Raw genomic sequence first — 16,009 nt, forward strand, 5'->3', positions numbered from 1 at the left:
AAAGATATTGAATAATTTTTTCAAGATATATATAATTGTCTAAGTAAAATACATCTAGGAGGGAGACTAAATGAATATGGAAACAGCTAATAATAAGAAGCTGAATATTCCTGCCATAGCATTTATATTTTTAATAATGGTGGTTATGGCAATAACAGACAATTTAAAAGGGGCCTTTATACCTACTTATAAAAGGATTTTTTCAGTAAATGACATAAATGTAGGATATATGATTACAGCAGCCTCTATAGGATATATAATATTTACATATATAGGCGGATTTCTTTGTGAAAAAATCGGACAAAAGAAAGTAGTTATTTTAGGAATGATAGCTATGTTATCAGGTCTTACAATATTATCTCAGGCTAACTCTTTCACTATGGTTATAATGGGAACTGTAGTTAACTCTATCGGGGTTTCGCTAATAGGTATAGGAGCCAATACTATTGCACCTGTTTTATTCATTAGTTATCAGGCTATTTTAATGAATTTAACACATTTCTGTTATGGGTTAGGTTCAGCAGCAGGTCAGAGATTTGTTGGAATAATGATAGGCAGAGGAATGGATTGGAGAAAAATATTTGTACTTGTAGCAGCTGCTGTTTTAGTAGTGTTAATTGCCTTTTTATTTGTAAAAGTCCCTAGTGTTCATGAAGAAAATAAAAATAGCAAAATAAATGCAAGAGAAATATTTAGTAATAAACTTATATATTTATACACTATAGCTTTAGGATTTTATATGGGAGCAGAATGGTGTACAGGAAACTGGTTTATGAATTACACAAATAAAGTATTTAATTTCGATCAGGGTTCAGGCTCATATTATGCAGCACTTTTCTTTACTACTTTTGCTATCGGAAGATTTATAGGTGGATTTATAGTAGAGAAGACAGGATACTTAAGATCAGTTATGGTTTCGTTAATATCTGCTTTGGTTGTTTATTTCTTTGGTATTTCAATGGGAATAGGTGGAGTAATGTTTATATCCTTATCAGGAATATTCTTTGCCATTGTGTTCCCTACAGTAATACTTACTGTAAATAAGGTGTTTAAAGAAAATACAGCATATATAACAGGAACTATAATAACTCTTGCATCAATATTAAGTACAGTTATAAATCTATTGATGGGATATTTGAATAAATTTATAGGAGTTAAAAATGCTTTTTATGCTATTCCAGTATGTTTAGCGGTATCGTTAGTGTTTGTATTTATAATACATAACAATATAAAAGAATATCTATATGATGCTACTTATGATAATATAAAAAAAACTAAATTTGATATTAATATAGCTTAAGTTATAAAAGCATCTATACAATTTCATCTGTAATTGTATAGATGCTTTTTGTTAGCTAATGGATAAAAGCTTATGCTTTGAGAGTTAAGCTTTTTATAAACAATTTAAAAACCACTTTATAATATTAAGAACAAGTTTACTCTGTGCTATAGATAGAATAGGTAATATTGTGACAGAGCTAATATGCAAAAGTAGAATTACACACATTGATTTAGATTAGTTTCTTATGTATATCAGGTTGCTGTTCTTTTATTACTTGTCCTATTTTCATTGCCTTTCACTTATTTTGTATCTATATATGATTAATTTATTATAATGTTACATTCCATTAAAAATAAATAAGCACTGGTATTTCTACCAGTGCTTTAGCAAATAGGAATTTGTAAAAGGGATAAATAACGTCTCCTAAAAGTGTGTATGACTTAGGATAACAATTATTATTATAAATACTAAATGTTACACCAATATGTCATTGCTATTAAATAATCATATACTTTTTTAACAACTTGTAAAATAATAAGCACCGGCTTTTACACCAGTGCTTGGTCAAATGTATTGTATCATAGGAATAGGGAATTTATCCTACATACTTACAACGGTTTAGGACAATCATTATTATAACTTCTAATTATTACATAATTATAACTAAATTGTTACATTTTTGTGTATTTTAAAGTAATAAGCACTCAGATTTCTCCAAGTGCTTCATTGTTGCCACACAGTATGTAATCCCCACTACAACCATTAGGCAATTTTCCTTATACTTATTATATAATATTTTCAGGGTGATATCGTTCGGAAATCGTTATGAATGTTCAAAATAATACGGTGATTTCATGGCCGATTTGTTTTTTTTTACTTATATACAGAATTATATTAAGCACTATTTGCAATTTATTTTATTTATAAACGAAGCAATTTCTTCAATGTACTTTTCTGGTTCTTCATCAGGAATCATATGTCCAGATTTTGAAAATTTAATAATTTCACAAGATGGTATTTCTTTTTTATACAATTGTAAAGTCTCATCTAAGATATCGGATGGTATTTTAGCTTCTTTGTTTCTACCAACAAATAAAGTCACTGGAATTTTCAACTGTGATATTCTAGAAGAAAAGTCAACCTCTTTCGCTTCTTTCTCAAGCCCCTCAATCGCTGTACGGCGAATAAAATTAAGTATTGGAACTCCTAAATATTCAAGGCTAGACCAAAATTCAACATGTTTAGAACTTAACTTAGTATGTATTGGAGGTTGGTCACCAAGAATAAGTCCAGACATATATTGTTGATTTTTCAAGCTCCATCCAAGTGCATAGGATGCACCTCTTGAGAATCCAAGAACACAATAATTTTGAAGTTTACAGTGATTAACAACTGCCTCGATATCAGAAAGATGATCATCAAGACTGTAACCAGTTTCAGGTGTTGAACTTAGACCACGTCCTCTCAAACTTAATGCAACAACATGACTAGCAATACCTGAAAGTATCGGCATTGCTCTTTCAGCCGGTTCCCAAATTCCACTAATTACAAGCAGTGATGGTGCTTTACTAGAAGAAACACCACTTTCCAACACATGTATTTTTATTGGTCCATTATTAACAAAAAAGCTTTTCATGAGAAACTCCCCCTTAACAATTTATATCATAATGTACATTTTCAATGAGAAAACTTTATAATTATAACATATATAATATACTAAAATGATAATACTGTATAAAAGTGGATACCATTTCTTTTGTTAACACCATATTAATTCATTTTCAAAGCCCATCATTCATATTCCTATTTTAAATAGTTATGTCGCCTTTTTTTCATATTGTAAAGCTAACAAGTCCTGCACTCTTGATAAAAGAATGTAGAACTATTTATTGCTATAATAAAATTCCTTTATTTGTATTGGTAAAAATTATATAATTATATTAATACATAAAGCCATATCTGTAAGATATTATGACGTAACTATTAAAATTAACTTGTTTAATATTGCTAAATGGTATATAATACAAGCCGTAATAATATTTAGATTAATGTCCTATAATTTTACAAATACGTTAATTTAATTTTTATTGTCAGAGTTTCATCAATGATAATGAGCTTTATTTTTAGAATATTTAAATATAAAAAGGAAGTGTTTATATTGAAAAAAAATAAATGCATTAACATATTAAGTTATAGTTTTAATAGCTACAAACTTAGTTGGACTATGTTCCTCCTTGGCTTATCAGGTGTATTGTATTTATTAGGTAACAAATTTGGTATGATATATTTAGTTCTTGCATTTTTACCGGTTCTTGCATGGGTGATACTTTTAATTAATGAAAGGAACAGTACTCATTTATAAGAAATGCTAAAAAATGTTGTGAAAATCGATGTACATTAATGAAAATGTATTTAAACAAATTTCAGGTCATTTTTATTTCATATTTTTTATATTATGTAAAGAAAGGAAGTGTTTTCGTGATGAACAAAAAGAGCAGTGTATCAAGGGTGGTTTTTGAATAGCACGCCAAAGATACTATTGGAACATATATTATAACTTTGCGTGTTATTCTTTTATCACCATAAAATTGGTTAAGTAAAAAAATAACATATCAAAGGAGTATATTAAAAATGAATATATCAATTAGATTAGAAAATGAAAATGATTTTAGAAATGTAGAAAATATAATTAGAGAGGCCTTTTGGGATGTATATAAACCAGGATGTGTTGAACATTTAATTGTTCATAAAATTAGAAAAGTAAGTGCATTTATTCGAGAGTTGGATTTTATTGCGTGTGATGGAGAAGTAACTATTGGTAATATTATTTACTCGAAAGCAAAGATAATTAATGAAGATAATGAAGAGTTTCAAGTTTTGTGCATGGGTCCTCTTGGAGTATTGCCTTCTTATCAAGGTAAAGGTATTGGAACTTTACTTATAAAGCATTCTATTAATGTTGCAAGAACATTAGGCTATAAAGCAATTATTATTTTTGGTAATCCAAACTATTATCATCGTTTTGGTTTTGAAAATGCTGAGAAGTATAATATTCAAACATCTTGGGGTGCCAATTTTGAAGCATTCATGGTACTTAAGTTGTATGAAGGTTCGCTTAAAGGAATTTCAGGTAAGTACTATGAGGATTCTGTTTTCGAAGTAGATGATAAAGAATTAAATATTTTCGAAAAACAGTTTCCGTATAAGGAAAAACATATTACCGATACTCAATTATGATAGATGGCATAAAATAATTAGATATTTAATTCACATTTTTCTAAAAACACGAACTAAAGGAACTCCTTTTGGAGTTCCTTTAAAAAACCTTATATTATCAACATTATTCTTAAACAGAGCCATAATTTTAAAAAGAGCATTTTTTCATAAAGCTAAAACATGAAGGTAGGAGGGGTTTTAATTGAATAAATATTACATAGCTTACGGATCAAATATGAATCTTGAGCATATGTCACATAGATGTCCAACAGCAAAGGTGAAAGGAGTAGGCAGCATACTGGGATGGAAGCTTGTTTTTAGAAAAGATGATGATGAGGCCTTTGCTACAATAGAACCTTATAAAAATGGAAGAGTACCAGTTGTTATATGGGAAATAAAGCCCTCTGACGAAGAAGCATTAGATGTATATGAAGAATATCCTCTGCTTTACCGTAAAGAAGTTATAAAAGCAGAGTTTGAAGGTGAAGAACTAGAAGCTATGGTTTATATAATGAATGGAGACAGAGCGCTAGGAAAACCAAGTCAAAGATATTATGAAACTTTAAAACAAGGATACATTGGCAATGGTATTGATGTAAAAATTCTTGATGATTTTTTATTTGTATAGGGAAACTAACTAGAAAGTTAACATATCCCGGGGTATAAGTTGACTTTCGGACTTATAACCCTATACAGATAAGTACAGCCCCAAATTGACTTATACACTAAAGCAGCACCAATATTTTTGCGGTTGACTTTGTCCTTACGGTAAGGTATACAGTAGAATTGTACAAAGTATCGATACTTAAAGCATTTAATCCGTATAAAAATATGAAGAATGGAGGGGACCTCTTGCTATCGATTGGAGAATTCTCAAAGATATGCGAAGTATCTACAAAAACGCTTAGATATTATGATGAAATTGGATTAATTAATCCTGATGAGATCAATCCTGAAAACGGTTATAGATATTATTCCATCAGTCAACTAAAAAAGATGCTCTTTATCAATCGTTTAAAAACTTACCATTTTTCTTTGGAAGAAATCAAAGCCATTTTGGAATTGGAAGAGGATGAATCAGAAGAGAAGCTTTGTTCTGCCCTTAATCTCAAGAGAAGGGAAATACAGGAAAAGCTAAATGCTTTTGAATATACCCTAAAACAAATGAGTAATGATATTTTAAGTTTAGAGAAGGGTATACCAATTATGTCATACCTTTACAATATAGAAGTACAACTTGTTGAAACCCAGCCAATGAATATCCTTTACATTCGTCGGATGATGAGTAGTGATGACTATGCTGCAGGATATGGAAAATATTTTAGTAAGCTATATAAAAAGATTGCTACTGAAAAACTCACCTTGCTTGGTACACCAATGACTATTTATCACAGCTCTGAATACAATCCTGCCGGCAATGATACAGAGTTTGCCATCCCGATAGAAGAGGCTGTAAAGGGGACAAGAGATTTACCTGGAGACCTTTGTGCGAAATCTGTTTTAAAGGGTTCATATCCAGAATTAACATCGGTATATACTAAGCTGAGAGAATGGATAGAAAATGAAGGATATGAATTGGTGAAATCACCATATGAAGTATATGTAACCGACCCCAATCAAGTCGCTGCTCCCGAGGAGCTTGTTACCGAAGTGTATTTTCCTGTAAGGAAAAAATAGTAGCAAGACCTGACTTTTCCTTAACGCTCACTAAACAAAACAAAAAAACGTCTTTTAGGAGGTGTCTATAATGCAAAGAAACTACTGGCCAACTACAAAATGGCAAGCCGTAGACCCGTCAACCTTGAGAATGAACTCTGAAAAGCTTTCAGAGCTTGAACCTATGATAAAATCCAAGTACAGCAATATAAACGGTATTGTTGTCGTGAGAAATGGATATATTGCTTATGAAAGATATTATAATGGCTATGGCCCAAATGATGCGCACCATGTGGCATCTGTAACGAAAAGTATAATATCTGCCCTCATTGGTATTGCCATAGATGCAGGATATATTAAAAATGTAGACCAGAAAGTGCTGGATTTTTTTCCCGAATATGTTCCCGATGCTGCTGATAGGCAGAAAAGAGAAATTACCATACGCCATCTTCTCACTATGACGGCTCCCTATTCATTTGAGGATTGGCACGAACCGCTGGACAAGATGTGTATACAACCTGACTGGGTGAAGTATACTTTAGATATGATTGGCCAAAAAGGAAATGTTGGAACTTTTAAGTATTCCACTGCAGGGGCGCACCTACTTTCAGCCATCATCACTCGTAGCACAGGAAAAAGTGCCCGTGAGTTTGCCAACGAACGCTTATTTAAACCCATCGGCATGAAAGAAATTCCGGATTATGAAATGAAATCATTTGGTTTTGAAGATTTATTCGGAAAAAACGTAAAAGGGTGGGTTAAAGACCCAAACAGTAACTCCACAGGAGGATGGGGACTTACGCTAATTCCCCGTGATATGGCACGTTTTGGTTTTCTGTATCTGAACCGTGGCATTTGGGACAATAATCAGGTTATTTCCAAAACATGGATTGACGAATCTATAGCTCCTCATTCTGAGACACAGATTGAGGAGGCAATAGCTAAATATGGATATCTGTGGTGGTTACGTGAAGATGAGGCCGCTTTTGCATATTTAGCACTAGGCGATGGCGGTAATGTCATTTGTTGCATTCCAGAAAAAGACCTAGTCGTAGCAATTGCATCAGAATTCATCATGAATCCTCGTGATAGGTGGACACTGATTAAGGAACATATTATTCCAGCTGTAATAGACTAAACTTATTACCACCAAGTCTGGCAAAGATGAAAGTAGAAAAAAATAAGAAAACCGTTTTTTCTATAAAAACTACCAAATTAGTTTATAGTATAAATTAACTTTAAAGTTGTTTTCCCCATGCAGAGAAACTAACTAGAAAGTTAACTTATATAAAGGGATATGTTTTCAAAGACTGAAGGTAGATTTAAAAACTTTCTGCCAATCTTAGCGAAGAGTTTTAAGACAACCTTAGAATCTTAGATAGTGGTGAAAAGCCTAAATGGCTTTTCACGAGCGACTTATCAATGTTAATTGATAAGTTGGTCCGACTGAGCATAGCGAGTTTATCTAAGTCTTAGGTCGTCTAAAACTTAAGCTTTAGATTGGCTAAAAGTTTTTAACGGACTGAAGCTTTGGAAACATAGCCCGGGTATAAGTTAACTTTCGGCCTTTTAGCCCTGTATTAAGAAATTTAAAATGGAGTATCTCTAAATTCTTTTGGAGTCAAGTTTGTATGGGAACGAAAGCAGGTTACAAAGTTTGCTTCACTATTAAAACCAACCTTAAAGGAAATCTCCTTTATAAGTAAATTAGTGATCTTCAGCAGCTTCTTAGCTTCATTTAATCTAGTCATTATTATATACTCATAAGGAGAATAGCCTGTTTCTTTTTTAAATTTTCTACTGAAATAAAAGGGACTCATATTTACAAATGAGGATAAGTCTTCTAAAGTAATTTTTTCTCCGAAGTGGTCATTTATATAATCTATAGCTAAATTAATAGGATTTTTTAGATTATTATAATCTGAGCTAGAGGAAAGAAGCAATAATTCAGTAAGCATACGTTGTATATAACAGGATACAAGAGGTTCGTTTAGAGTTTTTTTATTCTTAAAGGAATCAATAATTTCAGATAGATATTCTGGAATTATTGAGGAGTTACCAAGTGAAAATACACATCCAGAACGTTCAAACAAAACATCAAAATAATCTTTACTAACATTACCATCAAAATGAAGCCATAGGGTTTCCCACTCATCAGATGCATACATGTGTTCATTATAGCAGTTTAATATAACCACATCATTTTCCTTTACCATATAAGTTTTGTTGTCGTAGACGACTTTACCATTACCTTTTCTAACGTACATTATAAGATAGCTATTATAATTACTTCTTTTTACCTCATAATCTCTAGAACAAAAAAAGTGTCCAGTGCATTTTAAATAAAAAAACATAGATTTTGCCATGCTGCTTGGTGTATGAAAGAAAGTATAGGAATTCTTTAAAACTCCTTTCTCAGAAACATACATAGTGTCAACCTCCATAATTCAGTGAAAATCAAATTATAGTATTACATTTATAAAGAGCAAGATTTTTAAATATAAGAGCAATTATTAGTAATGAAAACCTTATAATTCAATTATATAATGTAGTTATAAAGCATGGCAAGATTTTTAATTATATGGAGGTATTATATATGAGTGGTCAAGATTTACAAGTTAGAGTATGGGAAGAAGATATAGAGATTCCCACATATCCTGTAGGAGCTCCAGATAAAAATCCAATGTTTCTTGAAAAGAGAGTGTATCAGGGGAGTTCAGGAAAAGTTTATCCCCATGCTGTAATCGATAAGATATATGATGAAAAAATTAATAAAAAGTATCGAGCGGTATTTTTAGAAAATGAATATATTCAGATAATGATATTACCTGAAATTGGTGGAAGAATCCAAAGAGCATTAGATAAAACAAACGGTTATGACTTTGTATATTATAATCGTGTTATTAAACCAGCCTTAGTTGGACTTGCAGGTCCTTGGATATCTGGTGGTATAGAGTTTAACTGGCCCCAGCACCACAGACCAAGCACTTTTGATCCTGTGGATTATAAGCTTGTAGAGAATCCTGATGGAAGTAAAACAGTATGGGTTAGCGAAATTGAAAAAATGTTTAGAACAAAAGGAATGGCAGGTTTTACTTTGTATCCTGGAAAAGCCTATCTTGAAATTAAAGCTCAGTTATATAATAGAACTTCTGTACCTCAGACTTTCTTATGGTGGGCAAATCCAGCAGTTGCTGTAAATGACCACACCCAATCTGTATTTCCACCAGATGTACATGCAGTATTTGATCATGGAAAAAGAGATGTATCAAAGTTTCCAATAGCAACAGGTACTTACTATAAAATGGACTACTCTGCAGGAGTGGACATATCTAGATATAAAAATATACCTGTTCCTACCTCCTATATGGCATATCATTCAGACTATAACTTTGTTGGTGGATATGACCATAGTAAAAAGGCAGGAGTACTACATGTAGCTGATCATCATGTTTCTCCAGGAAAGAAACAGTGGACATGGGGCTGTGGAGAATTTGGGCAGGCCTGGGATAGAAATCTTACTGATGAAGATGGTCCATATATCGAGTTAATGACAGGAGTGTATACAGATAATCAGCCTGATTTTACATGGATGCAGCCTTATGAAGAAAAGACTTTTAAGCAATATTTCATGCCTTATAAAAACGCAGGAGTAGTTAAAAATGCATCTATTGATGTAGCAGTAAATCTTGAAGTTTCAGAAGGAAAGGCTGTTGTAGACGTATATGCTACTTCTTGTTTTGCTGACTCTTTTGTTGAACTTAAGAGAATAAAAAAGGCATATATACAAGAGTGTGTTGAGATTTCGCCGGTAAAAACCTACAGTACAGTTGTGGCACTTGAAGCTGACGAAAAAGAAAGTGATCTTGTTTTAACTGTTAAGGATTCTAAGGGAGTAGAACTGATCTCTTATCAGCCTAAAGAGAAGAAGAATGAAAAGATACCAGAAGCTGCAAAAGCTGCACTTCAGCCTGAAGAAATAAAAACTATTGAAGAACTATATCTTGCAGGACTTCATCTCGAGCAATATAGACACGCTACTTATGAACCGGAGGCGTACTATTTAGAGGGCTTAAAGAGAGACGAAGGAGATATAAGAATTAACAATGCTTATGGAAGTCTTCTATTTAGAAGAGGGCTATTTAAAGAAAGTGAGCCTTATTTTAGAGCGGCTATAAATAGGATAACAAAACACAATACTAATCCATATGATGGAGAGCCATATTATAATTTAGGTTTATCCTTAAAAATGCAGGAAAGATATGATGAGGCTTTTGATGCATTCTATAAATCTGTATGGAATGCGGCATGTCAAGATATGGGGTATTTTTCACTGGCGGCTATAGCAGCGCTTAAAGGAAATTATAATGAGGCACTAGAGCTTGTAGAAAAGTCAATCATAAGAAACTACCATAATTACAAAGCTAGGATGCTGAAATCTGCAGTACTTAGAAAGCTTAATAGATATGCAGAAGCAGAAAAGTTATCAAGTGAAACCTTAGAAATTGACGTATTAGATTTTGCAGCTAAAAATGAATTGTATATTATCGCTAAAGAAAAAGGCTTACAAGAGAAAGCTGAAAGTATACTAAAAGAATTAAAAACATTAATGAGGGACAATATAAATAGTTATATCGAAATCTCTTTAGATTATGCAAACTCAGGTTTCTATGATGAGGGGATAGAACTCCTTTCAAGGCTTACTAATATAAGCAACCTTAGTCCTATGGTATATTATTACTTAGGATATTATTATAGTAAGAAGGGAGAAACTGAAAGGGCTAAAGAACTATATGAAAAGGCCATGAAATCATGTCCAGATTATTGTTTCCCTAATAGATTGGAAGATATCACTGTATTACAACAGGCTGAAAAGTTAAATCCAGAGGATTCAAAGGCATTATACTATTTAGGGAACCTTTGGTATGATAAAAAACAGTATATCGAAGCTATAGAGTGTTGGGAGAAATCTAGAGATATTAACTCATCCTTCTCAACAGTATATCGTAATTTAGCTCTTGCTTATTATAATAAATTGAAAGACTTTGAAAAGGCTAAAATATCTTTAGAAAAAGCCTTTAACCTAAATACAAAGGATGCAAGAGTATTCTTAGAACTTGATCAATTATATAAAAAGTTAGGTGTTTCACATAAAGGGAGATTGGGGCTATTTGAGAAAAATAGGGAAATAGTTGAACTTCGTGATGATTTATACCTCGAATATATTTCGCTATTTAATTTATTAGGTAATTTTGAAAAAGCTCAAGAGTTAATATTAAATAGAAAGTTTCACCCATGGGAAGGTGGAGAAGGTAAAGTAACGGCACAGTATGTATATTCTCATGTAGAATTAGGCAAGAAACATTTAATAGAAGGTAATTATAAAAAGGCTATAGAATTGTTTAATGCAGCTCAGGTATATCCTCATAACCTAGGAGAAGGAAAATTAGCAGGTGCTCAGGAAAATAATATTAATTATTTCTTAGGTTGCGCTTATGAAGGTCTTGGTGAGAAAGAAGCGGCTGAGAAATACTTTGAAAAAGCCTCAATAGGGCTAGATGAACCAGCAGGTATGATGTATTATAACGACCAACCGGCAGACATGATATTCTATCAGGGACTTGCTCATATAAAGCTTGGGGATATGACTAGAGCAAAAAGTAAATTTAATAAACTGATAGCTTATGGTGAAAAACATGTTTTTGATAAGGTAACTATAGATTACTTTGCTGTTTCACTGCCAGATTTTCTAATATTTGATGAGGATTTAGATAAGAAAAATATAGTACATTGTCACTATCTAATAGGTCTAGGAAAACTAGGTCTAGAGGATATAGGTAATGCTGAGGAAGAATTCCAGACTGTATTAAAGCTAGATATAAATAATCTAGGAGCACTAACTCATTTAAATATGATTAAATCATTTTTTAGGAGTTAAAAAATATGATATTCGAAACAGAATTTAAAAATTGTAAAGCAATACAGCTAGAAAATGAAAATTTAAGAGTTGTTATACTACCTTATCTGGGAGGCAAGATTGCCTCCCTTTATAAAAAAGACAAAGATTTTGAACTTGTATATCAAAATAAAGAAGAAGTATATAGGAAAGCTAAGGTATATGATAACTTGGCTGAATTTGATGCCTCGGGACTTGATGATGCATTTCCTAGCATTGATGAAGGCATGGTAAGATTCAAAAATAATGAGGTGTTATATCCAGATCATGGAGAGATATGGACAGGAAGCTTCGACTTTAACATAGTAGGAGATACTGTAGAACTTTATTTCACAAGCACAATTTTATCCTATGATTATAAAAAGATTATTTCTTTAAATGAAAATTTATTAGAAATAAATTATGAAATAGTGAATACAGGCAAGGAAAACTTACCATGTATTTGGGCAGCGCATTACCTTGTTAACTGCCATGAGGATATGGAGTTAATACTACCTAAAAGTACAGATTCAGTTATGAATGTATGTAAGAGTAAGTACCTAGGGGAAATAGGTGACCTTCATTCCTATCCAATAACTAAAGACTGTTATAGAAATGAATATAGACTAGATAAGATCTTTCCCCATAATGCCAATAAGTATGAGAAGTACTATATTTGCAATCCTATATCAGAAGGAAAATGCGGTATATATTACCCACACAAAGAGATAACTTACTTAATGCATTTTGATAAAGAAAAACTTCCATATATAGGTTTTTGGGTTACAGAAGGCGGTTTTAGGGGAGATTATAACTGCGCTCTAGAACCTTCAAATGGTTTTTATGACAGTATTGATAGGGCAAAATTAGAAGGAAAACTATATGAATTAAAAGTAGGTGAAAATTTAAACTTTACTATAGGCATAGAGCTTATATAGAAGAGTAATGAGGTAATTATAGATTTTCTAGCTAGAAAGTCAACTTATACAGAGAGATATGCTTCCAAAGCTGAAGTAGATTTAAAAACTTTGTGCCAGTCTTAGTGAAGGGTTTTAAGACAACCTTAGCACCTTCGAGTTGTCTGAGCATAGCGAGTTTCTCGAAGGTTCTTAGGTCGTCTAAAACACAAGCTTTAGACTGGCTAAAAGTTTTTAACGTACTGAAGATTGGAAGCATATCCCGGCGTATAAGTTAACTTTCGGTCTAGTCCCCCTATATTTCTAGTCTTAAGAAAGATTCATAAAATAAAGACTTATCGAGGGGATAAGTCTTTAAAGTTGTCTCTAGTAATTATTTTACCATTTATTAAATACCGTTCGGGTATTTCCTTTTTATACAATATGTTTTCCATAAGTTCTTTAGCTGAAGTTTCTCCTACTTCAATTGGGTTTATATATGAAGTTGCTATAAAGGCTGAACTCTTATTTAGAAATTCATCTTTTGCTAAATTACCGCCTATAGCAACAGCTGCAGAATTCTTAGAAAGGTTGGCTTGTTCCAAGGCTCTTATAGCGCCAACGGTACCTTCATCGTTGGCTGCCATTACGAACCAATTTTTTATATTGCTATTATTAAGTATAGTAGAAGCTGCAGAGTTAAAGGCTTTTTCTATTTGCCCATCATAATTTACTCTAAAAATATTCTCCTTTGGGAAGTCAGGTATTCTTTTAGTAAAGGTTTTTAGTTGAGCTTCTGTTCTAGGTATACAGCTTGTAACAGAGTCCATGGACATAAGTAAAAGGCCAGAAGTCTCAAGTTCGTTTAATCTTTTATTTTTTTCTAAATAATCCACCATCCAATTTGAGATGTCTTCTCCAATTTTACTGGCATTTATGCCTACAAAAGGGGATAGATAATTTCCCTCATTGTCTGTAAGTGGATCGTCACAAGCTATTACTGGGATATTGGATTTTTTGCACCTATCTATGGTAATTTTACTTAGCTTTTGATCAGGAATGCATACTAAAATTCCACTTACTTTTCTGGTAATTAGATTATCCAAAGCTGACAAATATACATCAGGATTCATTTTTGAATCAATTATAATTACATCTTTAGCTCCCATTTTTAAAGCTTGGGCTTTAGCTGCCTTTCCTTCTTCCTCAAACCAAGGGGTATCTAGGGTTTTATATATAATACCAATAGTTATATCAGATTTTTTATTATTGCTAACGATCTTATCAGATGTATTAGTACATCCACTAAAAATAATCAAAACTACAATTAATACTAAAAATATCTTCTTTTTCATATTTAAATTTTCCTGTCCTTTTAGTTGTATTTTGCAGCTGACTCTTTGAATTGATTAGGGGTGATACCAGTAACTTTTTTAAATAATATGCTAAATTGTTGAGGACTAGTAAACCCTAATTTATCAGAGATTTCATAAAGTTTATAGCCCCTTGATAGAATCATTTCTTTAGATTTCTCAATTCTGGCTTTTAAAATATATTGGGTAACATTTTCACCGGTTTCCTCTTTAAATATTCTGCATAGATAAACTTTATGTACATTTATGTGGTCAGCTATATCTGTAAGACTCAGAGCGTAAGTATTCAGATTTTTATTTATATAATCTATAGAATCTTGAACTTTTTTGCTATATTTACTTTTAATAAGACTATTATTTTTAATTATTATTATTTTAGAAAAGCTTTCAATAAACCAACTAGCCATCTCCTCAACAGTTTCTTTAGAGGATAAAGATTCAATAGGTATATAAGAAGATGAAAAAATATCTACATAACTTATGCTGTATTTATTACAGGTTTTCACTATTAAATCCAAAAGGGAGGAATTAATGTAGTTAAGGTAGTTAAGCTGCATAAAGCCTCTCATATCTTTATTATACAAGTAGGTTATTTCATATTTGAGCATATTTACATTATCTTCTTCAAGAGCTTTACCTATATCAGCAATTCGTCTACTTAATATACTGGTATCTAAATTTAGATTGGCAACAAAAGTATTATTTAAAATTATTTTTCCCATTCCTAAAAATACCTTCATTTTAGAAAGTTTAAATACTTCATCAGAGTATTTCTTTATTCCAGTAAGTTTTTTAAAGGTGGAGCTTATACTTATAGTTAAACTGATGTCATTTATGCTGCAAACTTTTCTTTTTATTTCTTCAGCTAAAGAGTAACATTCATTTATTATGTCAGCCTCACTGTTAGTAGGAGTGAGCTGTATAATAGCAGTAAATTCACCATTGTCGTTATAAAAACATTCTCCAGCTTTGGACTCTTCTATTACTCCAGTAACAGTATTAACAATTTCTTTAAGGTTATTAACATAAAAGTTTTCATCCTCTAAGTATTTAAAGAAGTTATCTATTTGTATTAAAAATAGGGCATAAAGCTTTCCCTTTAAGTTAAGATTAAAATCCTGGATAATTTTATGACACTTTTCTTCATCTAAATAGTTAAAGATAAGCTTTCTTAAGGCTATATCCTTATGATCTTTTAATAAAATTAATAGATTGTCCTCTTTCTTGAAAGAATTTTCTTGGAGGCTTATGTTTTTTATACTTTCTAGCTCACTTTTTGTTTTGGAAAGTATGCTGTACAAATCATTAGGACATATTAGGTCCTTAACTAAATAATCTGTTACTCCCATTTTCATAGCTCTTTGAGCATAGGTAAAATCCTCATAACAGCTTAGTATTAAGAACCTTTGCTTTTTATTTATCTTTTGAATTTCTTCTATTAAATCCAATCCATTCATAATAGGCATTTGTATATCTGTAATTATAAGGTCAGGTTTTACTTGGATATAGTTTTCTAAGGCTTCTCTGCCATTGGATGCATTATAGACTATTCTAAAATCTGTGCTTTCCCAATTTATAATACAAGAGAGAATTTCTCTTGCAGGTATTTCATCATCTACAACCATTACTCTATACATACATATCCTTCCCT

The 16,009-nt window shown here is 31.8% G+C and carries 11 protein-coding genes; 7 read left to right on the top strand and 4 right to left on the bottom strand.

The window, feature by feature from the left end; all coding sequences use genetic code 11:
* Positions 1–70: 70 nt before the first annotated feature.
* The gene (locus tag ACZ5N4_RS10930; protein WP_464209843.1) at positions 71–1,300 is read left to right on the top strand and encodes an MFS transporter; all 1,230 of its coding nucleotides are present in this window, start codon (positions 71–73) and stop codon (positions 1,298–1,300) included.
* Positions 1,301–2,183: 883 nt separating this feature from the next.
* On the opposite strand, the gene ACZ5N4_RS10935 is transcribed toward ACZ5N4_RS10930, so the two are convergent.
* A complete protein-coding gene (locus tag ACZ5N4_RS10935; RefSeq protein ID WP_464209845.1) occupies positions 2,184–2,918 on the bottom strand; it encodes an alpha/beta fold hydrolase in 735 nt (244 codons plus the stop codon).
* Positions 2,919–3,913: 995 nt separating this feature from the next.
* Between ACZ5N4_RS10935 and ACZ5N4_RS10940 the strand changes: the two genes are divergently transcribed.
* The 4 genes from ACZ5N4_RS10940 (at position 3,914) to ACZ5N4_RS10955 (ending at position 7,292) form a co-directional block, all read left to right on the top strand.
* Entirely contained in the window at positions 3,914–4,519 is a 606-nt protein-coding gene (locus tag ACZ5N4_RS10940; protein ID WP_464209847.1) for a GNAT family N-acetyltransferase, read from the top strand.
* Positions 4,520–4,700: 181 nt separating this feature from the next.
* Positions 4,701–5,126, top strand: a complete 426-nt coding sequence (locus ACZ5N4_RS10945; RefSeq protein WP_464209848.1) for a gamma-glutamylcyclotransferase family protein — start codon at positions 4,701–4,703, stop codon at positions 5,124–5,126.
* Positions 5,127–5,350: 224 nt separating this feature from the next.
* Positions 5,351–6,175: a MerR family transcriptional regulator gene (locus ACZ5N4_RS10950; protein ID WP_464209849.1), complete on the top strand. Its 825-nt coding sequence runs from the start codon at positions 5,351–5,353 to the stop codon at positions 6,173–6,175.
* Positions 6,176–6,245: 70 nt separating this feature from the next.
* The gene (locus ACZ5N4_RS10955) at positions 6,246–7,292 is read left to right on the top strand and encodes a serine hydrolase domain-containing protein (RefSeq protein ID WP_464209851.1); all 1,047 of its coding nucleotides are present in this window, start codon (positions 6,246–6,248) and stop codon (positions 7,290–7,292) included.
* A gap of 451 nt (positions 7,293–7,743) precedes the next feature.
* On the opposite strand, the gene ACZ5N4_RS10960 is transcribed toward ACZ5N4_RS10955, so the two are convergent.
* Entirely contained in the window at positions 7,744–8,583 is an 840-nt protein-coding gene (locus ACZ5N4_RS10960) for an AraC family transcriptional regulator (RefSeq protein ID WP_464209853.1), read from the bottom strand.
* Positions 8,584–8,750: 167 nt separating this feature from the next.
* Here ACZ5N4_RS10960 and ACZ5N4_RS10965 point away from each other — a divergent pair, with 167 nt between their 5' ends.
* Together ACZ5N4_RS10965 and ACZ5N4_RS10970 are read left to right on the top strand one after the other, a co-directional pair.
* Positions 8,751–12,092, top strand: a complete 3,342-nt coding sequence (locus ACZ5N4_RS10965) for a DUF5107 domain-containing protein (RefSeq protein ID WP_464209855.1) — start codon at positions 8,751–8,753, stop codon at positions 12,090–12,092.
* Between the two features lie 5 nt (positions 12,093–12,097).
* Entirely contained in the window at positions 12,098–13,027 is a 930-nt protein-coding gene (locus tag ACZ5N4_RS10970; protein WP_464209857.1) for a DUF5107 domain-containing protein, read from the top strand.
* A gap of 314 nt (positions 13,028–13,341) precedes the next feature.
* On the opposite strand, the gene ACZ5N4_RS10975 is transcribed toward ACZ5N4_RS10970, so the two are convergent.
* Together ACZ5N4_RS10975 and ACZ5N4_RS10980 are read right to left on the bottom strand one after the other, a co-directional pair.
* Positions 13,342–14,340, bottom strand: coding sequence for a substrate-binding domain-containing protein (locus ACZ5N4_RS10975; protein ID WP_464209859.1), 999 nt, complete (start codon positions 14,338–14,340; stop codon positions 13,342–13,344).
* Positions 14,341–14,360: 20 nt separating this feature from the next.
* Complete coding sequence (locus ACZ5N4_RS10980) at positions 14,361–15,995, bottom strand: response regulator transcription factor (RefSeq protein ID WP_464209861.1); 1,635 nt, start codon at positions 15,993–15,995, stop codon at positions 14,361–14,363.
* Between the last annotated feature and the right edge of the window lie 14 nt (positions 15,996–16,009).

Source organism: Clostridium nitrophenolicum, assembly GCF_055391695.1.

Coding starts and splice junctions, on each gene's coding strand:
- ACZ5N4_RS10930 (WP_464209843.1), top strand. CDS start 71: ATGAATATGGAAACAGCTAATAATAAGAAGCTGAATATTCCTGCCATA.
- ACZ5N4_RS10935 (WP_464209845.1), bottom strand. CDS start 2,918: ATGAAAAGCTTTTTTGTTAATAATGGACCAATAAAAATACATGTGTTG.
- ACZ5N4_RS10940 (WP_464209847.1), top strand. CDS start 3,914: ATGAATATATCAATTAGATTAGAAAATGAAAATGATTTTAGAAATGTA.
- ACZ5N4_RS10955 (WP_464209851.1), top strand. CDS start 6,246: ATGCAAAGAAACTACTGGCCAACTACAAAATGGCAAGCCGTAGACCCG.
- ACZ5N4_RS10960 (WP_464209853.1), bottom strand. CDS start 8,583: ATGTATGTTTCTGAGAAAGGAGTTTTAAAGAATTCCTATACTTTCTTT.
- ACZ5N4_RS10965 (WP_464209855.1), top strand. CDS start 8,751: ATGAGTGGTCAAGATTTACAAGTTAGAGTATGGGAAGAAGATATAGAG.
- ACZ5N4_RS10970 (WP_464209857.1), top strand. CDS start 12,098: ATGATATTCGAAACAGAATTTAAAAATTGTAAAGCAATACAGCTAGAA.
- ACZ5N4_RS10975 (WP_464209859.1), bottom strand. CDS start 14,340: ATGAAAAAGAAGATATTTTTAGTATTAATTGTAGTTTTGATTATTTTT.
- ACZ5N4_RS10980 (WP_464209861.1), bottom strand. CDS start 15,995: ATGTATAGAGTAATGGTTGTAGATGATGAAATACCTGCAAGAGAAATT.